Source organism: Dermatophilaceae bacterium Sec6.4, assembly GCA_039636865.1.
In the GTDB taxonomy this organism is placed as follows: domain Bacteria; phylum Actinomycetota; class Actinomycetes; order Actinomycetales; family Dermatophilaceae; genus Allobranchiibius.
Map to the genome: position 1 here is coordinate 3665241 of CP144172.1, position 22164 is coordinate 3687404.

Here is a 22164-nt window from a genome sequence, read left to right on the forward strand (position 1 = left end):
TCAGCATAGATGCGTATGACTCATTACAAAAGCTACCTATCCCCGAAGGGGGGCATCACCATGTCCGTCGACGTCGAGACCGCCATCCTGAGCACACCAGACCTCCCCGCAGCCACCGTGCACACAGCGCCCGAGGCGTCGACATCGATGTCCCGCGCGATGGTGGTCGCCCTGGCTTCCGCCGCAGCGTTCGGCGCCGCCGGACCCTTCGCCAAAATGCTCTTCGTCGTCGGGTGGTCACCGGCGGCCGCCGTCACCATGCGTATCGGCATCGCCGTTCTCGTGTTGGCGATTCCCACGGTGCGCGAACTACGCGGCAGGTGGCACGTGTTGCGCGCCAACATGCGAGCGGTACTGCTCTACGGACTCTTCGGTGTCGCGGGCTGTCAGCTGGCCTACTTCATCGCTGTGGAGCACCTCAGCGTCGGTGTCGCGCTACTGCTGGAGTATCTCTCCCCGACCCTGCTGGTGCTGTTGGCCTGGGCACGCACCCGTCGCGCACCGTCGCGGATGACGATGCTGGGGGCCCTCAGCGCGCTGGGCGGACTCGCGTTGGTGTTGAACATCTTCGGGTCCATCACCATCAGCACCATCGGGGTGGCCTTCGGGCTCGCCGCAGCGGTCTGCTCGGCGATCTATTTCCTGGTGGCCTCCGACGTGCCCGAGGACGGACTGTCCCCCCTCGCGCTGTCCGGTGCCGGCATGGCGGTCGGCGTGCTCCCGCTGGTGGTGTTCGGGTCAGTGGGCCTGCTACCGATGCACGCCTCGCTGCACCCGGTGACCATCGGTGGCACCCAGGTCAGCGTCTTCGTGCCGATTATCGGCATCTCGGTGATCTCAGCAGCGTTCGCCTACGTCTCCGGTTGCACGGCCGCACGACTGCTGGGCAGCCGGGTCGCATCCTTCGTGGCGCTCGCCGAAGTGCTCTTCGCGGTGCTGTTCGCGTGGCTGTTCCTCGGTGAGCTGCCGTTGCCCATCCAGCTCGGCGGCGGCGCACTGATCGTGCTCGGTGTCGTACTGGTGCGGATGGCCGACCGCGAGACGATCACACCCGACACCACCACATCCGAGACCGCCACACCCGACACGGTGGCGGACGTGCACGAGGTAGCCGGCGCAGTCCTGCCAAACTGAGGGCATGGCGACCCGCGAACTGACTGTCGGCGTCGGCGCAGGAGATCTGGCCACCGCCGACATGGTCTTGAACATCGGCCCGCAGCACCCCGCCACGCACGGGGTGCTGCGGTTGCGGGTGACCCTCGACGGCGAGCTGATCTCGCGCGCCGAACCCATCGTCGGATACATGCACCGCGGCGCCGAGAAACTCTTCGAGGTACGCGACTACCGCCAGATCATGGTGCTTGCGAACAGGCATGACTGGCTGTCGGCATTCAGCAGCGAGATCGGCCTGGCGCTCACGGTCGAGCGGATGCTCGGCATGGAGGTGCCGGTGCGCGCCACCTGGGCCCGGACGCTGCTCGCGGAGTTGAACCGGGTGCTGAATCACCTCATGTTCCTGGGCTCCTATCCGCTCGAACTCGGGGCCATCACGCCGATCTTCTACTCCTTCCGTGAGCGCGAGGAGCTGCAGGCGGTCATGGAGGAGATGTCCGGCGGCCGGATGCACTACATGGTCGGCCGGGTCGGCGGACTGCGTGATGACCTCCCGGCGGGGTGGTTGGGACGGGTACAGATCGCCATCGACGCCGTCCGGGCACGGCTGCCCGAGCTGGAGAGCCTGCTCGTCGGAAACGAGATCCTGAATGCCCGCACCCGCGGCGTCGGCGTGCTCAGTGCTGCCGACGTGTCCTCGTACGGGGTGTCCGGCCCCATCGCCCGGGCCAGCGGCGTCGATCTCGACCTACGCAGGGACCATCCCTATCTGGCCTACGGGGAGTTGTTCGCAGCGGGCGGCCCCGGGCGCGTCGTCACCCGCCAGGCGGGAGACTGCCTGGCCCGCCTGGAGGTCCTGCTGGAGCAGACCCACGTGAGTCTTGACCTCGCGCAGGCATGCGTCGAGCGTCTACTCGCGATGCCCGGCGGACCCATCAACGTCAAGCTGCCCAAAGTACTGAAAGTACCCGAGGGCGCCGACTACGTGGCGACCGAGAATCCGTTGGGCTTCAACGGCTACTACCTTGTCTCCCGAGGAGAGAAAACCCCCTGGCGACTCGCGCTGCGGTCCGCGTCGTTCAACAACGTTGCAGTCCTCGCCGAGCTGCTGCCGGGCAACCTGCTCGCCGACATGGTCGCCATCCTCGGCTCGATGTTCTTCGTCGTGGGAGATATCGACAAATAGCGACAGGCTGAGCCGGTCAGGCGCGTTCCCCTTCCCCATCCCCGGGTGTCTGCTCACGCCGACGCCTGTCGTCCTCTTCGTCCTCCGGAAGCGTGCACCACCACTGCACGATGAGACCGGTGGCCACCAGACCGATGCAGGCCAGTGTGAGCACCAGGGCCAGAGCGAACGCGCCCGGACCCGTGGTCGTCTGCAACCGGTCGGCATAGATCGCGACGGCTGACGCATACCAGCCGGCGAACGCTGCCCCGGCCAGGATGCACGCCTGCGCCGCGACGAGGGTGCTGCGGGCCCGCTGCGGCGGCAACAGCCGCAGCGACAGACCTTTGAGGTAGGTGCGGACCTCGTTGCCCAGGTAGAGCACGAACGCGGCCATCACAGCGATGACGCCGACGGCGACCCAGGAGTTCTGCGGCAGTGAATTCCCGTGTGAGCTCCACACCTGCAACGCCGCGTATGACAGCACGAACAGCACGGCGGCAGTAACGAGGGCGTGTTTCCACGTCAGCCGCCCGCCCATCACCACGGAGCCCAGTCCGGACCGGGTCGTACCCCGTTCATCGCCTCGGGCGGCAACTTCTCGATCAGCGCGCGTACCCCGACGACACCGTCCGCGGTGGACAGCATCGCCGTCGGGTCGGCCCGCGACCACGGCATCAGCACGAAAGCACGCTCCTGCGCACGGGGATGCGGAAGAATGAGGTCGGGCGTTGCGGATGTCAGGTCGTTCTGCTCGGCGGGATCACCGACCTGGATCAGGTCCAGATCCAACGTCCGCGCATCCCACCGCACCGCGCGCACTCGGCCGTGATGGTGTTCGATCCGGTGCAGTTCGTGCAGGAGCGTGCGAGGCGCCAGCTTGCTGCGCGCAACCACCACCGCGTTGAGATAGTCCGGTTGGGTAGGACCACCCACCGCAGCGGTCTCCAGCAGCGGGGAGCACGACACGATCTGCAGACCGTCGAGCTGCGCCAACTGGCGCACTGCCGACGACAGCGTTCCCACCCGATCACCCATGTTCGAGCCCAGCGCGATGACCACCTCGCGGTCGCGTACCCGCCGGACGCTCACGTACGGGCCACCGAGTACCTCGTCGACGAACGGGACCCCAGCGGGGGCCTGCGGCTTGCGGATCGTGACGTCGACGGCTTCGACCGCATCCGGCGCCATCGCAATCTCCGCGATGCGCTGCGCAAGCGTCTCGATGAGGTCGACGCTGTCGCCGGTGAGAATCGCGTAGGCACCTTGGGCGATGTCTGCATAGCTGACGGTTGCGTCCAGGTCGTCGCTCTCGCCCGCCGCACGCACGTCGAACTCCAACACGATGTCGGCGATGAACCGTTGCGGTTCACGCTTCTCGTGCGGCAGCACCCCGTGGCAGGCCGTCGCGACGATCCCGCTCAATCCGATCCGGTCGGTCATGACATCTCACCCATCGTGTTCGGCGCGGCTCGGAACAGCCACGGCCATCGTCTCCAGTACACCCAACGCGGTGCGCGCCGCGAGCACATCGTGCACCCGCACTCCCCACACACCCGATTGGGCCAACATGACGGTCAGTGCCGTCGTCGCGCCTTCGCGCCGATCCGCAGGCACCGGAGTCAGTGGGCCGAGGTGCGCGAGGAAACCTTTGCGTGACGCGCCGACCAGGACCGGTAGTCCGAGGGACTGCAGCTGCGACAACCCCCGCAGTACCGTCCAGTTCTGAGCTGCGGTCTTGGCAAAGCCGAGCCCCGGGTCCAGCACCAGGGCATCGCGGGCGATCCCCGCGCCCACCAGCGCTGCCACGCGATCGGCGAGTTCCGCGCACACCTCGGACACGACGTCGTCGTAGGTGGCCCGGTTCACCATGTCGTGGCTGTGCCCGCGCCAGTGCATGGCGACCATGGCAACCCCGAGGTCAGCCACCAGGCCCGCCATCAGCGGATCCGCCAACCCCCCGCTCACATCGTTCACAATGCTCGCGCCGACGCCGACCGCGGCGGCGGCCACCTCCGACCGCATCGTGTCGATCGACACGACGACCCCGTGCTCGGTCAGTTGCCGTACCACCGGCACCACGCGCGCCAGCTCCTGCGCGTGATCGGTGCGTGCTGCTCCCGGCCGGGTCGACTCACCGCCTACATCCACGATGTCTGCACCCTGGTCGCGTAGCTCCAGGCCGTGCCGCACGGCGTCCTGCACCCCGAGCCATTTTCCGCCGTCGGAGAAGGAGTCGGGCGTAACGTTAAGGACCCCCATCACCAGCGGCCGGTTCACCGGCCTTCGGGGAAGTGCACTCGTGGGGAGTGCCGTCACCGACGGTCGCCGGCGGCCAACAGGCTGATCGCCTCGGCCCGGGTCGTGGGGTCCCGTAACTGCCCACGAACAGCCGAGGTCATCGTCGTCGCGCCCGGCTTGCGGACACCGCGCATCGACATACACAGATGCTCGCAGGAGATCACCACGATGACGCCCTCCGCGTGCAGATGCTCGACGAGCGCGTCGGCGATCTGCGTGGTCAGACGCTCCTGGACCTGCGGCCTGCGGGCATACAGATCGACGAGCCGCGCAATCTTCGACAACCCGGCGACCCGACCGTCCTTGGCGGGGATGTAGCCCACGTGGGCCACGCCGTGGAACGGCAGCAGGTGGTGCTCACACGTGCTGTAGACCTCGATGTCGCGGATCAGCACCATCTCGTCGTGACAGACGTCGAAGGTGCGACTCAGGATTTCCGCAGGGTCCTGACCCAGTCCCGCGAACGTTTCTGCGTACGCACGGGCCACTCTGCCCGGGGTGTCGAGCAGCCCCTCGCGGTCGGGATCTTCCCCGACCGCGATGAGCAGCTCACGCACCGCGGCTGCGGCGCGTTCCAGGTCAACTGCCGGTGGGGTCGACATAACCACCGTCCGGTACCTCGATGATCGCCTCGGGGGGCCGCGGCTCGGCGTGCATCAGTTCCTGCTTGTCCAGGTCGACGCCACGTGCCACTGCCGCCTGCTCAGCGGGCGTGAGGACCGGCGGGCGGTCACTGACGTTGCGGGCATCGCTGGACAACCACACGCGACGGTGGGGACGCTTGTTCACCTTGGCGAAGATGACCGCGAGGGCCTTCTCGTTCAACGTCTCCTTCTCCAGCAGTTCCAGCACCAACTCATCCAGCAGGTCGCGGTTGTCGTTCAACGCATGCCAGGCCTCGTCGTGCGCAGCCTCGATCAGGCGGCGCACCTCTTCGTCCACGACACCGGCGAGGTCCTCGGAGTAGTCGCGCTCGCGGCCCATGTCGCGGCCCATGAAGGGCTCACCGCCACCGGAGCCGAGCTTGATCGCGCCGACCCGCTCGCTCATCCCGAACTGGGTGACCATCTTGCGTGCCAGCCCGGATGCCTTCTCGATGTCATTGGACGCACCGGTGCTCGGGTCGTGGAAGACGATCTCCTCCGCGACACGCCCGCCCAGGGCGTACGCCAACTGATCCAGCAACTCGTTCCGAGTCGTCGAGTACTTGTCGTCCTGCGGAAGGACCATCGTGTAACCCAGTGCCCGGCCACGCGGCAGGATGGTGATCTTGCTGACCGGGTCCAGGTAGTTCATCGCGGAGGCCACCATCGCGTGCCCACCCTCGTGGTACGCGGTGATCTTGCGCTCTTTGGCGCTCATCATCCGGGTCCGCTTCTGCGGTCCGGCGATCACGCGGTCAATGGCCTCGTCCAACGCACGGTTGTCGATGATCTGCGCATTGCTACGGGCAGTCAGCAACGCCGCCTCGTTCAGCACGTTGGCAAGATCCGCACCGGAGAATCCCGGGGTACGACGCGCCACCGTGAGCAGGTCGATGTCGTCTGCCATCGGCTTGCCCTTGGAGTGCACCTGCAGGATGTGGTGACGCCCGGCCATGTCCGGGGCTTCCACCGCGATCTGCCGGTCGAACCGGCCCGGGCGCAGCAGCGCCGGGTCGAGGATGTCGGGACGGTTGGTCGCAGCGATCAGGATCACATTGGTCTTGACGTCGAACCCGTCCATCTCGACCAGTAGCTGGTTGAGGGTCTGCTCACGCTCGTCGTGACCGCCGCCCATACCGGCACCGCGGTGTCGACCGACGGCGTCGATCTCATCGACGAAGATGATGGCCGGCGCATTCGTCTTGGCCTGCTCGAACAGGTCACGAACACGGGAGGCACCGACACCGACGAACATCTCGACGAAGTCCGAGCCGGAGATCGAGTAGAACGGCACACCCGCCTCACCCGCAACCGCGCGGGCCAGCAGTGTCTTACCGGTACCGGGTGGCCCGTAGAGCAGGACCCCCTTGGGGATCTTTGCGCCGACATCGAGGAACTTCTTCGGAGCCTGGAGGAATTCTTTGATCTCCTCCAACTCTTCGACGGCCTCGTCCGCGCCAGCGACATCGTGGAAGGTGACCTTCGGCATGTCCTTGGTCGCGAGCTTGGCTTTGGACTTGCCGAACTGCATCACCTTCGAACCGCCGCCCTGCATCTGGCTCAGAATGAACCAGAACAGACCGAGCACCAGCAGGAACGGCAGGATCGACAACAGCAGACTGACAAAGACATTCTGACGACCGGGGTCATCGGTGTAGCCCTTGGTCGGCGGGTACTTGGTCAACAGGTTGACCAGTTGGTCACCGCGGGCGTTGACATAGCTGGCCTGGACCTGGGTGGCGTCCTTGATCTTCTGATCGGTGTTGTTGTAGACCTGACCTGGTTTGAGCGTCAGGTTGATGCCGTCGGGAGTCAGCTTGGCCGACTCGACCTTGCTCTGGCTGATCAGAGTCTCGGCCGCAGAGGTGTCGACCTTCTGATATCCGCCGACCTTGCCGAACGAATAGATCATGAAGCCGAATATCACGACGAGAACGACGATAATGGCGGGGTTTTTGACAAGGCGTTTCATAGTCAACGTGTGCCGGGGTGCTCCCCGTTCCTCCTGCTCATGGTTCCCAGTGGGCAACGAGCCCGACGACTGAGATCCGAACGATCGTAAACCGCGCCCGCTTGCTGCAACGACCCGGCGTGGGATTCAACGTCCGCTGGTCGCCATACGTTCCACGGCGCGCGCGGGGTGTCGGCGGTCAGGAATAGACGTGCGGGGCGAGCGTGCCGATGTCGCGCAGGTTGCGGTAACGCTCGTTGTAGTCCAGCCCGTATCCGACGACGAACTCGTTGGGGATGTCGAAGCCGACGTAGCGGCAGTCGATCGCGACCTTTGCGGCGTCCGGCTTACGCAGCAGTGTGCAGATCTCCAACGACGCGGGGTCGCGGGAGAGCAGGTTGCTGCGGATCCAGTTCAGCGTCAGCCCGGAGTCGATGATGTCCTCGACGATCAGTACGTGCTTGCCGGAGATGTCGGTGTCCAGATCCTTCAGGATGCGAACGACGCCGGAGGATTTGGTACCCGACCCGTAGGACGAGACCGCCATCCAGTCCATCGGCACGGAGCCGGGCAGGGTGCGCATGAGGTCGGCCATGACCAGCACGGCGCCCTTCAACACACCGACCAGCAGGACCTCTTTGTCCTTGTAGTCGGCCCAGATGAGATCACCGAGCTCCTGCAGTCGCGCCAGGATCTGGGCCTCGGTGAAGAGCACGTGGTCCAGGTCATCGCCGGCATCGGAGGAATCCATGACTCTATTGAACCGGACGGGCGACGGTCTCGATGACGCCGTCGTGTCGACGGACCTGCAGACCACCGGGAATGTCGACCGGGCCCTGACCCCGCCAGCGCGTGAGTAGCGCCTCCAGCGAGGTGACCTGGACGAAGGCGACATCCGCAGATCCGCCATTGGCCCTGGCCATCAATACGCGCCACACCCGGGCCCGGACCGCGATCGGAATCTCCCGCAGCTGGGCCACCGCCCAGGGAGCCGGTCCCAGTCGGGCGGCCACCGCTGCGGCCTGCGCATCGAGGTGATCCGCGTCCTGACGGGCCAGGGCCGCGGTGCGAGCCAGGCCCTCGACCAGGCCGGGCCCGAGGTCCGCGGTCAACGCTGCCAGCGCCCGACGGGTCCGCACCCGGGTGAACCGCGCGTCCTCGTTGTGCGGATCGTCCCACCACTTCAGCCCCTGTGCGGCGCAGGCCGCACGGGTGTCGGCCCGCGCGATATCGAGCAGGAACGGCCGCCGGATGATGCCGGGGCCGTCCGGCGACATGGCCGCGAGTGCCCGTAGGCCCGAACCACGAGCCATCCGCAGCAGCACCGTCTCGGCCTGGTCATCACGGGTGTGCCCGAGCAGCAGACACGCGGCACCCGCAGCTGAGACCGCTTCGGTGAAGGCCCGGTGACGGGCCTGGCGCGCAGCGGCCTCCGGGCCGAGTGGGCTGTCCTGGTCCACATCGACGGCCGACACCACGACCGGATCGATGCCCAGGGTGCGGCAGCAGTCGGCGGCGGTGGCGGCGACCTGCGCCGACTCGCGCTGCAATCGGTGATCGACGATGACCGCGCCCACCCGGATCGCGCGCTTCGGTAGTTCGAAGGCGGCGGCTGCTGCGAGGGCAAGCGAATCCGCGCCACCGGAGACCGCGACGAGGACCAGCGTGCCGGACTCCAGCTGCGCGAGTGAGCGGCGCAGGGCTACCCGAGTCGCTGCGACGGCGGGATGCGGACCGGGCATCGCGGCGGGTTCAGCCGTGGACCCGGCTGACCCAGTCCTTCGGGGTTGCGATCTCGCGGGCCGTGGGCAGGGTCTGCACAGAGGTCCAGATCTCGTTGAACCCATCGACGCCGACCGTGTCGATCACGCTGCGACAGAACACTGCCCCGTCGCGGTACTGCCGCATCTTGGCCTCCAGCCCGAGTAGTCGTCGCAACAGCCGATCGACTCCGCCCCCGCCCTTGCGACGCGCGTTGAACTTGCGTCGGATGTCGTCCACGGTCGGGACCACCTTGGGGCCCACGTCGTCCATGACGACATCCGCATGCCCTTCCAGCAACGACATCACAGCCGTCAACGCGGCGAGCTGGTCGCGTTGCTCGGAGGTCGTGAACAAATCCATCAAGCCGTTGCCGCCACCACGTAGGGCCTCGGGTAATGCGGTCAGCGCGCGGGCGAGGCGCTCCTGCAGTGCATCCGGGTCGGGCATCAGGTCGCTCATCAACGCGCGCGAGGAGTCGATGACATGCTGGCGCAGCCACGGCACTGCGGTGAACTGCACGCGGTGCGTTTCTTCGTGCAGACAGACCCAGGTGCGGAAGTCCGTCGGATCCACCTCCAGCTCACGCTCGACAGTGACGATATTGGGCGCCACCAACAGCAGGCTCGGGCGACCCCCGGGTGCGAGATCGAACTGGCCGAGGATCTTCGGCGCGACGAATCCGAGCAACGCACCCACCTGGGCGCCGGTGACCTTGGCTCCGATCGCGAGCGCAACGGGTCCGGCGGCCTTCTTGGAAGTGACCTTGTCGAGCACCGGCTCCATGAGCCGTGACGTGGAGGCCACGTTGACGTCGATCCAACCGCCGCGGTCGACGATGTGCACGTCGGACCCGGCGCCGCCTGCTGCGTCCATCCGGGCGGTGTCGGCGACGGGTTGCAACGCGTTCGCGGCTGCCTGGCGCAGATCTGCCACAACTGCGGCCGCGTTCTTCTGGGTCGTCTCGGGCCCGTCGGACACCAACCGCCGCGCGGTGGTGCGTGCAAGGTCCCAATCGACATACGAACGTCCGGTGCCAGCCATGCGGATCACCGTACGGCGCAGCGCGCCATGGCCATCAATCCAGGTCCGGTCGACGGGTCCGCGTCGAGGAGGTAACCGGGAAGTTGTATGAACGGGTGCGCTCTATAGGGCGCACCCGTTCATACAACTTCGGTCAATCAATGACATCCGCAGCCGCGCACGGCGGCCACAACGGCATCGATGGCGGCGCGCGCTCCGAGCGGGCCCTGCGGCTGATTTCCGTTGGCGATGATCGCGAAGTCGATCAGTCGGCCATCGACATCCAGCACGCTTCCTGCCAGCGACGCCACCCCAGGCAGGCTGCCGGTCTTGGCCCGCACCCATCCAGCGGCCGGCGCGGAGGCAGTGGTGCCGAACCGTTGCGCGAGAGTGCCGTTCCAACCCCCCACCGCCAGCCGGGTGAGCGCGTCGGCGAACTTCGGGTCCTTGCCCGTGCTGGCCCGGCTCACCAGATCACTCAGCAGTCGAGTGGTGAGCGTGGTGCCGTCGGACAGCCCGCAGACGTCGGCCAGTTTCAGCCCGGAGACATCAAGTCCGGCAGTAACCAGTTCCTTGCGCAACCAACCGGTCACTGCGGCTTCGGTATTCGCGGTAACACCCGATCGGTACGCAGCCTGCCGCGCAAGCGATTCGATCATCGAGTTGTCGCTCTCCTGCAACGCATACCCGAGCTGGTCGATGATCGGCGCCGACTGCACCGATGCGAGAGTTTGGGCGCCCACAGGTGCCTTGACCTGGCCGCCGACGGTCACCTTGATCCCCTTGGCTGCCAGCGCCGCGGCGAGCGCGTCGGTCGTACTCGCGTCCGGGCTGGCCACCGCCGGGCCGGTCTCCGCGTGCTGCGTCGACAACCCGAGCATCGCTATCCGCGTGGTGTATCCGGCCGTCAGCAGATCAGCGCCCCAGCCGGGCGCCGTCGCGGGCCCCGGATCGTAGGAGGCGTCGTACCCCAGGCGCACCGTGTTGCGGCCCTGCTTCTTCAGCCCGGCTGCGACCCGGGCGGCGAGGTCACCGACACCGGCCCGCCCACAGACGGCCAGCGGATCGCCGGCTTTCGGGTTCAGGCAGGTGTCCCCGCCCGCGACCAGGATGACCGAGCCGGTGGCACCGGAGACGACCTTCGTGGTGAACGTGCCGTCCAGCGGAAGCGCGTGGGAGATGGCCCAGGCGGTAAGCAGTTTGGTGACCGATGCAGGCGTCACCGGCGTGGTGTCCGCCCTGTTGTACAGGACAGTGCCGGTACTCGCGTCGCGGAAGACCATCGACACCTTCGAGGGCATCCCCGGGTTCTTGCGCGCCGCGTCGATCCGTTGTGCCAGGGCGACCGCGGTCGGGATCGGCGCGGTCGGCGGCGACGGCACCACGAGCGCAACGGGTTGCGGCGGGTTGACCTTCGGACCGGCGACCGTGCGTCCCGGCTGCGGTACAGCGGGCTGCGGGGCGTGGGCGAGAGTCAGCACCCCGGGCACGACGTCGTACACGTCGAGGGTGCCGTAGGTCCCGAGCGCGACCACGACAGCCCCCGCTGAGATAGCCACCTTGCCCCAACGCCGCACCCTGCCCCTCCCCGGCGGCAGGGGTTCGCGATCGGCCCGCGGGTGCGGGAGACTACCTGCCGCAGGTAATCATCACATCACCCCCGAATACGAAGGAAGTTCCATGGAGTTCGACGTCACCATCGAGATCCCTCGCGGCACCCGTAACAAGTACGAGGTCGACCACGAGACCGGACGGATCCGCCTGGACCGCTTCCTGTTCACCGCGATGAGCTACCCGTCGGACTACGGCTACATCGAGGACACCCTCGGTGAGGACGGCGACCCGCTGGACGCGATGGTGCTGCTGACCCAACCGACCTTCCCGGGCTGTGTCGTGCGCGCGCGGGCCGTCGGCGTCTTCCGGATGGTCGACGAAGCCGGCGGCGACGACAAGATCCTCTGCGTGCCCGCTGGTGACCCCCGCCAGGACGGCATCCAGGACATCTCTGATGTCAACGAATTCCTGCAGAAGGAAATCCAGCACTTCTTCGAGACCTACAAGGTTCTGGAGCCCGGTAAGAGTGTCGAGGAGGGCGCGCACTGGCTCGACGCCGCCGAGGCCGAGACGGTTGTGCAGGGTGCGCTGGACAAGGCCAGAGCCGAGGGCGTGACGACCGCACGTTGGGCAATGCCGCATCACGACGCCGATGAGACCGCAACCGACATCGACCACACCGGGAACGGGTCACAGGCCGAGCAGCCCGAGGACTGATCCCCGCCCTCATCCTCAGCGGCTTGTCATCCTCGGTGACCCTTCACCTTCGGCAGTAGATGGCCGAAGGTGTCGGTGTCACCGAGCACCAGTTTCCGGGTGATGCGCCGGTATCGCAGGATCATCGCGACGCCGAGCGCCCACCCGGCGTACTGCACGGTGAGCGCCGCCCGAAATCCGCCGAGCGTGTACTGCGTCGGCCCGCCCGGGCAGACCCGGTCCAGCACCAACCCGACGGCGAAGACCGCGACCAGTGATGCGGTAAATCCGCCGACATTGACGATCCCGGTGGCGCTGCCGATCCGGTCCAACGGGTTGAAGGTGCGCGCGAGGTCGAAACCGATCATCGACCCCGGCCCACCGACGGCCGTCACGGAGACCAGCAGGACCAGCAGCCACAGCGGCGCCGGTCCACGCCAGAGCAGTACGACGGTCCAGACCGCCACCATCAACGACAACGCGGCCAGCACGAGCGTGGAGCGTGAGTAGGGAAAGCGGCCCAGGTACAGGCCGAGCAGCGGACTGGTCACCACGGAGACCCCGACCATCAGGGACAGCAGGATCCCGGCGGTGCCCGCGCTCAAGCCCTGCCCCCTGGTCAGGAACGGGTAGCCCCAGATCAAGGTGAACACATTGGAGGAGAAGGGCAGTGCGAAGTGGCACCACAGTCCGAGGCGCGTGCCCGGCTCGCGCCAGGAAAGTCGCACCGCACGAGCGACAGCCCGCAGCTTCAGCTCGGTGCGCTCCGGCGCTGTGTACGGCGTGTCTTTGACGACCAGCACCATCACGACACCCAGCACGATCCCGATGACCGAGGAGATCACGAAACTGGTCTGCCAACCGAAGCGCTGCAGCAGCGCCACCAGTGGTGCTGCAGCGGCGAGTGCTCCCAGTTGACCGGCTACCCCGGTCATCTGGGTGACCAGCGGGGTGCGGGCGGGCGGGATCCACAGGGCGACCAGCCGGAGCACCGATACGAACGTCATGGCGTCGCCGATCCCGACGAAGACCCGCGCCAGGATGCCGATCGCGAACGAATGCGCGAACGCGAAGGCCAGCTGCGCCAGGCTCATCAGCACCACGCCGGTGGACAGCAGCACCTTGGAGCCGACCCGGTCCAGTAGGGCGCCGACAGGCACCTGCATGGCGGCGTACACCCCGAGCTGCACCATCACGAACGTCGCGAGTTGGGCGGAACTGATGTGGAACCGCTGCGCTGCGATCAATCCTGCGACGCCCAGCGAGCTGCGGTTGAAGACGGCCAGAACATAGACCGCGAGCCCGCCGGCCCAGACTGTGTAGGCGCGCCGTCCGCCGAGCGGATAGCGCAGTGTCGGGTCCGTCACGAGACAATCAGAGCATGGAAACCTTCACCCACGACGGGTTGACCTTCGACGTCACCGATTCCGGCCCTGATGGCGGTGACGTCGTGGTGCTCCTGCACGGCTTCCCGCAGGACAGCACGGCATGGGCCGACGTGACCCCGATACTGAACGCCGCGGGACTGCGGACACTCGCACCGGACCAGCGCGGCTACTCCCCCGGCGCGACGCCGAGTGGTCGGGCGGCGTATTCGATGCAGGCCCTGGTCGGCGACATCGTGGCGCTGATCGACGCGAGCGGCGCGGCGAAGGTGCACCTGGTCGGGCATGACTGGGGCGGCGCGGTCGCGTGGGGCCTGGCCCGCGCACATCCGGACCGGCTGAAGACGTTGACGGTGTGCTCGACCCCGCATCCACGGGCCATGGCCTGGGCGTTCACGCACGGCGACCAGGCCAGGAAGAGCCTGTACATGCTCGGTTTCCAGGTGCCATGGGTTGCCGAGCAGGTGGTGCACCGCCGCCTGCTCGGGCTGTACCGCTCACTTGGGATGCCCGAGGACCGCGCTGCGGAATACGCCCGACGTTTCGCCACGCCGCAGAGCCTCACCGGGCCGTTGAACTGGTACCGCGGGATGCCGGCGAGCAGCGCGATGTTCTCCAGCGCGCGCAAACTTCTGCCGGGTGGCGCGGCGCCCGTCCCGAATGCTGCCGTCCCGCATGCTGCCGTCCCGCATGCTGCGGCACCGAAGAAGCCGCGCGCCGACGTGCCCACGACGTACGTCTGGGGCAGCCGCGACTCGGCCCTCGGTCGGGCGGCCGCGGAGAAGACCGCCGAGTTCGTGCGAGGCGACTACCGCTTCGTGGAGTTGGACGAGAATCACTGGCTGCCCGAGGTCAAACCGCAGGAAGTCGCCGATGCCATCCTGGAACGCGTCCACAGCGTGAGCTGAAGAACGCGCGGGAACGGGTGCTGACCCGCCCCTGTTGATCTAGTCTCCGACGATGGATCCGGAGTTCGCGCGAGGAGTGCTGCGCAGCGAGCGAAATGAGGCAATGCATCGACTGAATGATCTCGGCAGATCATTCGACGACATCGTCGAGGCCGCCCTGGACAGTAACGGGGACGACGAACACGACGTCGAAGGGGTGTCCGTCGCCGTCATCCGCGCACAGGTTGCGGGGCTGATGGCCGCCGATCGATCCAAGATCGAGCAGATCGAAGAAGCCGTCCGCCGGTTGGACGCGGGAACCTACGGGCAGTGTCTGCGCTGCGGGATGGCAATCCCGCGCGATCGCCTTGTCGCGCGGCCGTTCACGCCCTGGTGTGTGGGCTGCGCAGGGGCCTGAGCGCTGCCGGATCACCCTTGAAAGAGCAGGCAGAACTCATTGGCCGTCGTGGTGCCTACTTCTTGATCTTCTTCTTCTTGACGGGCGGACCATCCTCGGGATGTCCGAGGATGGGGAAGGTCGGAGCCGGGCGGGGCCCGCCGCGCCGACGATCGCGGACGTTGCCCACCCAGACAATCAGCAGAAACAAGATGACGAAGAACGCAGCCATTCCGTAGAAGGCCACACCCATCCCGATGGGGTGGGTGGACGGTGCGTCGAGAGCAGTGCTCAGGCCGGACAACTGAATATGCACCGTTACATTCTTGCGCATCCTCCTGTGAGCCGTTAGGCCAGGGACACTCGCCCTGCCACTATCAGGGAGTGACCCCCGGAACGCCTTCGCCGTTCTCGCAGTTCTCGCCCTCCGTGGCGCAGGCGCTACACCGCTGCGGGCAGGTCATGCGGCAGACCGAGCAGGGTGACGTCCACGGTCTCTACCAGGCGTGCCGGGCAGCGTTGACGCATGTTGCAGACGTCGACACCTGTTACATCGGCCACTATCGCACCGAGAATCGGCTCGTCATCCCCTACTTCTACGACCGTGGCCAGTCGGGGGCGCCCGACGTCACCACGTTCGGGGAGTTCGGGTTGTCGCACTGGCTACGGACCTGGGCCTCGACCTACACCTACGGCCAGGACCAGGGGCGGCTCATCCACGCCGGTCGGCCGTCGGAGGAATCACCGGTGCGGGACGCCGTCGTTGCCCCACTGTTCGAGGTCGACGGCACCGTCAGCGGCATGCTCGCGGCATTGAGTAGTTCGCCCGGGCACTTCAATCCCGAACGCGTCGCTGCCGTGCAGTGGGTGGCGCGACGACTGAGCAACGCGATCAACCGGGATCAGGAGGACGACGACGACCTGGCGCTGGTCCAGCCCAGCACCGACGCGGCACTGAACCGCAGCGGCGACCTCGTGCACGCCATCTCCGACCGACTCCGTCGACTACGCCATGAGGTCCAGCAGTCGGCCCTGACCCTGGGATCCGGCGATGCGGTTGCCGCCGGCGTATCCCTGAGCGAGATCGCTGCGATGTGCGAACGGTTCGACACGGAGCTCTCGCTGATCGCGACAGACCCCGGCAGAGCAGTCGTCGACTTTCCACGACTGACCGAGCGGGAGGTGGTCATCACCAGGCTCATCGTGCGGGAGAACCTGTCGAACGCTCAGATTGCGGCGCGGTTGGTCATCGCCGAGAAAACCGTCAAAACGCACCTGTCGCATGTCTTTCGCAAAGTGGGGGTCACCCAGCGCTCGGAACTGCAGTACGTCGTTGCCCCCGAGGTCCTAGGACCACGAAACGGTGAAACCTAGGCCTGTGTCGCATAGGGAAGCGCCCCCGTCCCAGGCAAACTTGACCGGGAAGCAGCCACCGGACCCATCTCCCGGTCCGACCCGACGGGCGCTGTCGCGCGCCGCAGGGGGGCGCGCGACAACGGCCCGGTTGCAGCCGGCGAACGCCCGTCGTTCGATGGGAACCGGGTTCGATCAGCCGGCCTCAGATGACGCCCAGCGCCAACATGGCGTCGGCCACTGCGGTGAATCCAGCCGCGTTGGCGCCCAGGATGTAGTTGCCCGGGTCGTCGTACCGCTCCGCGGTCTGCGCGCACCGCTGGTGGATACCACGCACGATCGTGGACAACCGCTGCTCGGTGTACTCGTGCGTCCAGGAGTCCCGGGAGGCGTTCTGCTGCATCTCCAGACCACTGGTCGCGACGCCGCCGGCATTGGCCGCCTTACCGGGAGCGAACAACACCCCGGCCTGCGTCAACACCTTCGTGGCGGCCGGCGTGGTGGGCATGTTCGCGCCCTCCGCGACGAGCATGCAACCGTTGGCGACCAGCGCCCGCGCAGCGTCGTCGTCCAACTCGTTCTGGGTGGCGCACGGCAGCGCGACATCGCAGGGCACATCCCAGATGGACCCGCCGCGGATGTGTCGGGCACCGGGTCGTGCGTCGGCGTAGGCGGTGAGTCGCTCGCGGCGTACCTCTTTGACGTCTTTGAGCAACTCCAGGTCGATCCCGGCTTCGTCCACGACGTAGCCGGCGGAGTCGGAGACCGCGATGACCCGTGCGCCGAGCTGCTGGGCTTTCTCGACGGCATAGATGGCGACGTTGCCGGAGCCGGAGACAACGACCTTCTTACCGTCGAAGGACTGCCCACGGGCTTTGAGCATCTCGTCGGTGAAGAAGACCAGGCCGTACCCGGTGGCTTCCTTACGCACCAGGGAACCGCCCCAGGCGACACCCTTGCCGGTCAGGACCCCGGACTCGTAGCGGTTGGTGATGCGCTTGTACTGGCCGAAGAGATAGCCGATCTCGCGCTCACCCACGCCGATATCACCCGCTGGGACGTCGGTGTACTCCCCGAGGTGACGGTGCAACTCGGTCATCAGGGACTGGCAGAACGCCATCACCTCGCGGTCGCTGCGGCCCTTCGGGTCGAAGTCCGAGCCGCCCTTGCCGCCACCGATCGGCAGACCGGTCAGCGCGTTCTTGAAGATCTGCTCGAAGCCGAGAAACTTCACGATGCCCAGATAGACGCTGGGGTGGAAGCGCATACCGCCCTTGAACGGGCCCAATGCCGAGTTGAACTCGACCCGGAACGCGCGGTTGATGTGCACGACGCCCTGGTCGTCCACCCACGGCACCCGGAAGATGACCTGCCGCTCCGGCTCGCAGACCGCTTCGAGAATCTGCGGCTCGCCGTACTGCGGGGATCGGGCCAGCACCGGCGCCAGGGAGTCGAAGACCTCCCGCACCGCCTGATGGAACTCGGTCTCTCCGGGGTTGCGACTCAGCACCCGCTGATAACACTGCTCGAGGTGGGCCCGCGAATCATCCATACGGACATTTTCGCAGGCTCCACCTCGAGTCATGGAAAGTGACCAGTCAGCGAACTGTCAGCCCTTCAGCAGGACTGAGGCCGAGCCGAAGACCAGGCTGCCGTCTGCGGGCAACGCAGTTCCGAAGGTGGAGTTGATCGCACCGGCTGCTGCTGGGTCGAGGCGAGCGGTGATACCGGACAAGTTGGTGTCACCGTTGCTGCGCTTGGTCACCTTCAGGTTCGACAGGTCCAGGTCCAGCACCGCGATCCGACCCGGCTTGAAGTTGATCTCCGTGGTGTAGACCTTCTTGTCGGCCAGCGAGATGTCGAACTTGCCGATCTCCAACTTCTTGCCACGCAGCGACACGAAGTTGATGCCGCCCTTGTGGAAGATGTCACCGCTCGGACCGGCCAGGTCGGGGTTACCGCTGGTGATCGGGAACCGGTAGCTGACCGCGAAACCGCCGAAGATCTGCAAGCCGAATCCGGTGTTTGCGGTCGGCAACGGAAGGATGCCGGCCTTCAACAGGGTCGGGGCGATGCCTCTGGCAGTCGTAACGGTCGTCGTGCCGGACAACGCGGGCGCACTGGCGGTCGCCTTCGAGGAAGACCCGGTGGCGGCGCTTGCCGGCCCGGCGAGGGCGAGTGATCCGGTTGCTGCGATGGCAACAGTGGCGAGGGTGCCGACGAGTGTTCGTGATCGCATGAGCGAGCCTTTCGTAGGGGGTTCCGGAGAACGGATGTCATCACTACTACGTACGCGGACGCCGTATCGGATGCAGGCGCCGCGACTTTTATTTGAGTCCTCTACTACCGCATGGCAGCCGCTGGATGCGAAGATCGGTCAGTCCGCGACACTGCACCCGTGTCGTCCGCCCACCGGGACAGGTGAACAGAAGTTGGATTCCTCCGAGGAAGATGCGCAGCTCGCAGCGATCTTCATCGCCGGAGAGCAAGGTGCGTTGCGGCTCATGTACGACCGTTACGGACCGCTTCTCTATCGGATCGCGTTGTCCACGCTCGGCTCGACTCCCGATGCCGAAGACGTGTTGCAGGAGACATTCGTCTCCGCTTGGCGGGGGCGGTCGACCTTCGACCCGGCTGCCGGATCGCTGCCCGGATGGCTGGTGGGGATCGTGCGTCGCAGGGCCATCGACCAACTGCGGTCGGGCGGGCGCCAGCGACGCGCGTGGCAAGCTGTCGTGCAGGAATTCACTCCCGAAGAAGTGCCCTCCAACATGGACAGCGTCGTTGAGCGCACGCTGGTCAGTGACGAGCTGTCGCGGTTGCCGCAGACCCAACGCAGAGTGCTGGAAATGGCTTTCTACGATGGACTGACCCACACCCAGATCTCTGCAGCGACCGGCCTCCCCGTCGGCACCGTGAAGAGCCATGTGCGCCGGGGACTGCTTCGATTGCGACAACGTTGGGAGGAGGACAGTGCCCTTGTCTGAGCAACCAGATCCCGGGTCAGCCCACGACCCCAGCTCAGACTCGGCACGCTGGGAGACGCTGAGCCTGCTCGCGCTCGGCGAACGAGTCGACACCGACCTGGAGTTCCACATTTCCGAATGTGGCGAATGCCAGGGCGAGCTGAGGTCACTGCGACGCACGGTCGAGCTCGGACGGAGCACCGGCGATGTCGATGGTCCGGCGCCCATGCCGTCCGAGCGTGTCTGGGCAGGAATCGTTTCCGAGCTCGGGATGACCGACACACCCACCCTGGACCAGGTCGCCGATGAGCCGTTGCCGGTCGCGGACCACACTCGCGCTGCGCGTCCATCCCAGCCTGCCCGCCCATCCCACCCTGCCCGCCCGTCACGGCGACAGGCGTTTGCCCTGGCCGCTGGGGTGGCGCTGATCGCCGGGACCGGTGTCACCGGCGGCTACCTGATCGGACGGACCTCCGGTGGCCCGTCCACGACGGTGTCGGCGAGCGCCGATCTCACGCCCTTCCCCGGCGGCCCGGCGGGGGTCAGCGGTCGCGCCAAGGTGCACGACAACGGCACCGGGACACGCGTCTCGATCGATACTGCCCAGTTGCCTGTTCGCAACGGCTACTACGAGGTCTGGTTGTACGACCCGCAGGACGACAAGATGGTTGCGATCGGGACACTGCCCCGCTCCGGCGCGGCCGACCTACCGGTGCCGCCCGGCCTGAATGTGAACAGCTACCACATCGTGGACGTGTCCGCGCAGGACTACAACGGAAACCCGGCCCATCAGCAGAGCGTGCTGCGCGGCGGGTTGCGCTGGTAGCGGTCGGGCTCAGCCTGCGGAGCGCGTCGATCCCGCTCGCGCGAGGGCTTGGCGGTAAGTCGTGCGGCTACCGGTCTGCAGCAGGGCACCGCGGTACATCCGCTCAGCAAACAGAATGATGGCGTACGCGGCGACAGCGGCAATCGCTAGTGACAGCAGCGCCTGCCACCAGGTCGCCTGACCTCCGACGACGCGGGCCGGCATAGCGACGGTCGACAGGAGTGGCACGTACGACGCGACCTGCGCCACGATGCCGGTCCCGAAGCTGCCGATCGCGAATACCGCTACGACCAGGATCGTCATGGGTGTCGAACTGGATTGAATGTCCTCCGACCGGGTCGCGAGCGCACCGACCACCGCCCACAGGCAGGCGAGGGTCAGGAAGCCGACCAGGAAGAAAACCAGGAACCACAACCCGCCCCCGGCGATGTCGCCGAGCAGCGAAGTGTTCCCGGTAGCCACGAATCCAATCGCTGCCAGCGCGCTGAGCAGCGCCACCTGTGCCACGGCGAGCACCGTATTGCCGACGACCTTGCCGATCAGTAGCTGACGGGTCGGGATGGCCGCGGCAAGGATCTCGACCACCCGGTTCTGCTTTTCCTCGACCACGCTGTTGGCGATGGCGATTCCGAAGAGTAGCGACGCGAGGTAGAAGAGCACCCCGAAGGCGATGGCGCCGACCCGGGCCTGCCCCTGTCCGTCGCCGGCCGCGGGTCTGAGCACCTCGTACTGCACGTCGGCGCCGCTGCTCAGGGCTTGCAGGCTGGTGCCTGCGGCAACCGCGTTCCTGCTGACGACGTCCTGCCGAGCCGCCGCCGCGACGTACGTCGTGACCAGGGCGTCGCGGCTGGAGGTGCCGACCAGTTGCCAACCGCCCTTGGTGGCGACAAGCCCCGCCGACTGCTTTCCGTCACTGACGGCTGTGCGGACAGCTGCCTCCGAGGAGTAGCGCCTGGTCTTGAACGCGACGTCGCTCCCGGCTGCGTCCGCTGTCGTGTTCGCCTGCTGCACGACCGTGGTTGCAGCAGCAGATGCGACCGCAACGGTCTTCGTGGAGGTACGACCGATAAGCAGCACCTGCAGCGCGAACGATCCGGCAATCAGCACGATCACCACGACCGTGGAGATCAGGAAGTTGCGGTCGTGCAGTTTGACGTTGATCTCACGTCGCGCAACCAGCGGCCAGGCTCGATCAGCGCGGGCCTCCTGCGGTGACGCGGTACCGGTGGTGTCGGTGCTGGTCGTCGCGGCGCTCATACGGTGACCTTCCGGAAGATGTCGGCAACGGTGGGGATCAGCTCGGTCAGCTCGTAGACGGAGCCGCGCTCGAGAGCTTCGCGTAACAGCCGGTCGGCGTCACCGGGCCCGGTCAGTCGCACGACGGCAGTCCGCTCGTCGGTGCTGTCGACCTGCAGCCAGTCCAGGCCGCGTACCCATGCGACGTCCGCACCGGTTGTGAGTCGATGGCGTACGGCGCCTTGACGGCGCAGCTCGTCTGCCGTCCCGGACGCCACGATCTTGCCGTGCGAGAGCACGATCAGCCGGTCGCACAAGCGCTCGACCAGCTCCAACTGATGGGAGGAGAAGAGCACGCCCACTCCGCGTGCGGTGTGTTCGCGCAGCAGGTCCGCCATGCTGTCGACCGCTGCGGGATCGAGCCCGGAGAACGGTTCGTCCAAAATGAGCAGTCGCGGGTGGGCGATGACGGCGGCGGCGATCTGGACGCGTTGCTGGTTGCCCAACGAAAGTGATTCCAACTTGTCAGCGGCGCGTTCGCGGAGGTCGAACCGGTCCAGCAGCCGGCCGGCAGAATCCGCTGCCGCCTGCTTGGCGAGCCCCTGCAAACGACCGAGATAGATGAGTTGGGAGATCACCGACTGTTTGGGGTAGAGCCCGCGCTCTTCGGGCATGTAGCCGAACGAGCGCCGGTCCGCGGTGCTCACCGGCGCACCGTCCCAGGTGATCGTGCCCTCGTCGCTGGCCAGCACCCCCATGATCATCCGCATGGTGGTCGTCTTGCCGGCCCCGTTCCCACCGACGAACCCGACCAGCTCACCGTCGGGCACCTCGAAATCGAGATGGTCGACCGCCACCCGCTCGCCGAACCTGCGGACCAGCCCCTGTGTCTGCAACATGCCCCGC

The 22164-nt window shown here is 66.8% G+C and carries 23 protein-coding genes; 8 read left to right on the top strand and 15 right to left on the bottom strand.

What is annotated here, in order from left to right; all coding sequences use genetic code 11:
• Nucleotides 1-15: 15 nt before the first annotated feature.
• Nucleotides 16-1134 carry a DMT family transporter gene (locus V3G39_17500; protein XAS76414.1) on the top strand — a complete coding sequence of 373 codons (1119 nt, stop codon included), beginning with the start codon at nucleotides 16-18 and terminating at the stop codon, nucleotides 1132-1134.
• A 4-nt stretch (nucleotides 1135-1138) separates the two neighbouring features.
• Nucleotides 1139-2299 (top strand): NADH-quinone oxidoreductase subunit D, encoded by a 1161-nt coding sequence (locus V3G39_17505; GenBank protein ID XAS76415.1) that lies wholly within the window; start codon nucleotides 1139-1141, stop codon nucleotides 2297-2299.
• A 16-nt stretch (nucleotides 2300-2315) separates the two neighbouring features.
• Here the strand turns inward: V3G39_17505 and V3G39_17510 are convergent, their stop codons facing one another.
• The 9 genes from V3G39_17510 to dacB form a co-directional block, all read right to left on the bottom strand.
• Nucleotides 2316-2819, bottom strand: a complete 504-nt coding sequence (locus tag V3G39_17510; GenBank protein XAS76416.1) for a DUF3180 domain-containing protein — start codon at nucleotides 2817-2819, stop codon at nucleotides 2316-2318.
• On the bottom strand, nucleotides 2819-3721 hold the full coding sequence (folK, locus tag V3G39_17515; protein XAS76417.1) for a 2-amino-4-hydroxy-6-hydroxymethyldihydropteridine diphosphokinase: 903 nt from the start codon (nucleotides 3719-3721) through the stop codon (nucleotides 2819-2821). Before folK ends, V3G39_17510 begins: the two co-directional genes overlap by 1 nt.
• A gap of 6 nt (nucleotides 3722-3727) precedes the next feature.
• Nucleotides 3728-4540: a dihydropteroate synthase gene (gene folP / locus V3G39_17520; protein XAS78272.1), complete on the bottom strand. Its 813-nt coding sequence runs from the start codon at nucleotides 4538-4540 to the stop codon at nucleotides 3728-3730.
• Nucleotides 4541-4593: 53 nt separating this feature from the next.
• Nucleotides 4594-5181 (bottom strand): GTP cyclohydrolase I FolE, encoded by a 588-nt coding sequence (folE, locus tag V3G39_17525; protein XAS76418.1) that lies wholly within the window; start codon nucleotides 5179-5181, stop codon nucleotides 4594-4596.
• A complete protein-coding gene (ftsH, locus tag V3G39_17530; GenBank protein ID XAS76419.1) occupies nucleotides 5159-7201 on the bottom strand; it encodes an ATP-dependent zinc metalloprotease FtsH in 2043 nt (680 codons plus the stop codon). The genes folE and ftsH overlap by 23 nt, the downstream gene beginning before the upstream one ends.
• Before the next feature lie 172 nt (nucleotides 7202-7373).
• Entirely contained in the window at nucleotides 7374-7925 is a 552-nt protein-coding gene (hpt, locus tag V3G39_17535) for a hypoxanthine phosphoribosyltransferase (GenBank protein ID XAS76420.1), read from the bottom strand.
• A 4-nt stretch (nucleotides 7926-7929) separates the two neighbouring features.
• The gene (gene tilS / locus V3G39_17540) at nucleotides 7930-8916 is read right to left on the bottom strand and encodes a tRNA lysidine(34) synthetase TilS (protein XAS76421.1); all 987 of its coding nucleotides are present in this window, start codon (nucleotides 8914-8916) and stop codon (nucleotides 7930-7932) included.
• A 10-nt stretch (nucleotides 8917-8926) separates the two neighbouring features.
• Complete coding sequence (locus V3G39_17545) at nucleotides 8927-9979, bottom strand: zinc-dependent metalloprotease (GenBank protein ID XAS76422.1); 1053 nt, start codon at nucleotides 9977-9979, stop codon at nucleotides 8927-8929.
• A gap of 137 nt (nucleotides 9980-10116) precedes the next feature.
• Complete coding sequence (gene dacB, locus V3G39_17550; protein ID XAS76423.1) at nucleotides 10117-11535, bottom strand: D-alanyl-D-alanine carboxypeptidase/D-alanyl-D-alanine-endopeptidase; 1419 nt, start codon at nucleotides 11533-11535, stop codon at nucleotides 10117-10119.
• 103 nt (nucleotides 11536-11638) lie between these two features.
• On the opposite strand from dacB, the gene V3G39_17555 reads away from it, so the two are divergent.
• A complete protein-coding gene (locus V3G39_17555) occupies nucleotides 11639-12229 on the top strand; it encodes an inorganic diphosphatase (protein XAS76424.1) in 591 nt (196 codons plus the stop codon).
• Between the two features lie 26 nt (nucleotides 12230-12255).
• Here V3G39_17555 and V3G39_17560 read toward each other — a convergent pair whose 3' ends face one another.
• Nucleotides 12256-13575, bottom strand: a complete 1320-nt coding sequence (locus tag V3G39_17560) for an MFS transporter (GenBank protein XAS76425.1) — start codon at nucleotides 13573-13575, stop codon at nucleotides 12256-12258.
• Between the two features lie 14 nt (nucleotides 13576-13589).
• On the opposite strand from V3G39_17560, the gene V3G39_17565 reads away from it, so the two are divergent.
• The gene (locus V3G39_17565) at nucleotides 13590-14501 is read left to right on the top strand and encodes an alpha/beta hydrolase (GenBank protein XAS76426.1); all 912 of its coding nucleotides are present in this window, start codon (nucleotides 13590-13592) and stop codon (nucleotides 14499-14501) included.
• Between the two features lie 52 nt (nucleotides 14502-14553).
• Nucleotides 14554-14898, top strand: a complete 345-nt coding sequence (locus tag V3G39_17570; protein ID XAS76427.1) for a TraR/DksA family transcriptional regulator — start codon at nucleotides 14554-14556, stop codon at nucleotides 14896-14898.
• A gap of 55 nt (nucleotides 14899-14953) precedes the next feature.
• On the opposite strand, the gene V3G39_17575 is transcribed toward V3G39_17570, so the two are convergent.
• Nucleotides 14954-15193, bottom strand: coding sequence for a hypothetical protein (locus V3G39_17575; protein XAS76428.1), 240 nt, complete (start codon nucleotides 15191-15193; stop codon nucleotides 14954-14956).
• 68 nt (nucleotides 15194-15261) lie between these two features.
• Between V3G39_17575 and V3G39_17580 the strand changes: the two genes are divergently transcribed.
• On the top strand, nucleotides 15262-16251 hold the full coding sequence (locus V3G39_17580) for a LuxR C-terminal-related transcriptional regulator (GenBank protein ID XAS76429.1): 990 nt from the start codon (nucleotides 15262-15264) through the stop codon (nucleotides 16249-16251).
• A 184-nt stretch (nucleotides 16252-16435) separates the two neighbouring features.
• On the opposite strand, the gene gdhA is transcribed toward V3G39_17580, so the two are convergent.
• Nucleotides 16436-17782, bottom strand: a complete 1347-nt coding sequence (gene gdhA, locus V3G39_17585) for an NADP-specific glutamate dehydrogenase (GenBank protein XAS76430.1) — start codon at nucleotides 17780-17782, stop codon at nucleotides 16436-16438.
• A gap of 57 nt (nucleotides 17783-17839) precedes the next feature.
• Nucleotides 17840-18469 carry a hypothetical protein gene (locus V3G39_17590; protein XAS76431.1) on the bottom strand — a complete coding sequence of 210 codons (630 nt, stop codon included), beginning with the start codon at nucleotides 18467-18469 and terminating at the stop codon, nucleotides 17840-17842.
• A gap of 193 nt (nucleotides 18470-18662) precedes the next feature.
• Here V3G39_17590 and V3G39_17595 point away from each other — a divergent pair, with 193 nt between their 5' ends.
• Together V3G39_17595 and V3G39_17600 are read left to right on the top strand one after the other, a co-directional pair.
• A complete protein-coding gene (locus V3G39_17595; GenBank protein ID XAS76432.1) occupies nucleotides 18663-19217 on the top strand; it encodes a sigma-70 family RNA polymerase sigma factor in 555 nt (184 codons plus the stop codon).
• Nucleotides 19210-20022, top strand: a complete 813-nt coding sequence (locus V3G39_17600; GenBank protein ID XAS76433.1) for an anti-sigma factor — start codon at nucleotides 19210-19212, stop codon at nucleotides 20020-20022. The genes V3G39_17595 and V3G39_17600 overlap by 8 nt, the downstream gene beginning before the upstream one ends.
• Nucleotides 20023-20031: 9 nt before the next feature.
• Here V3G39_17600 and V3G39_17605 read toward each other — a convergent pair whose 3' ends face one another.
• Nucleotides 20032-21279 carry an ABC transporter permease gene (locus V3G39_17605; GenBank protein XAS76434.1) on the bottom strand — a complete coding sequence of 416 codons (1248 nt, stop codon included), beginning with the start codon at nucleotides 21277-21279 and terminating at the stop codon, nucleotides 20032-20034.
• The gene (locus tag V3G39_17610; GenBank protein ID XAS76435.1) at nucleotides 21276-22157 is read right to left on the bottom strand and encodes an ATP-binding cassette domain-containing protein; all 882 of its coding nucleotides are present in this window, start codon (nucleotides 22155-22157) and stop codon (nucleotides 21276-21278) included. The genes V3G39_17605 and V3G39_17610 overlap by 4 nt, the downstream gene beginning before the upstream one ends.
• Between the last annotated feature and the right edge of the window lie 7 nt (nucleotides 22158-22164).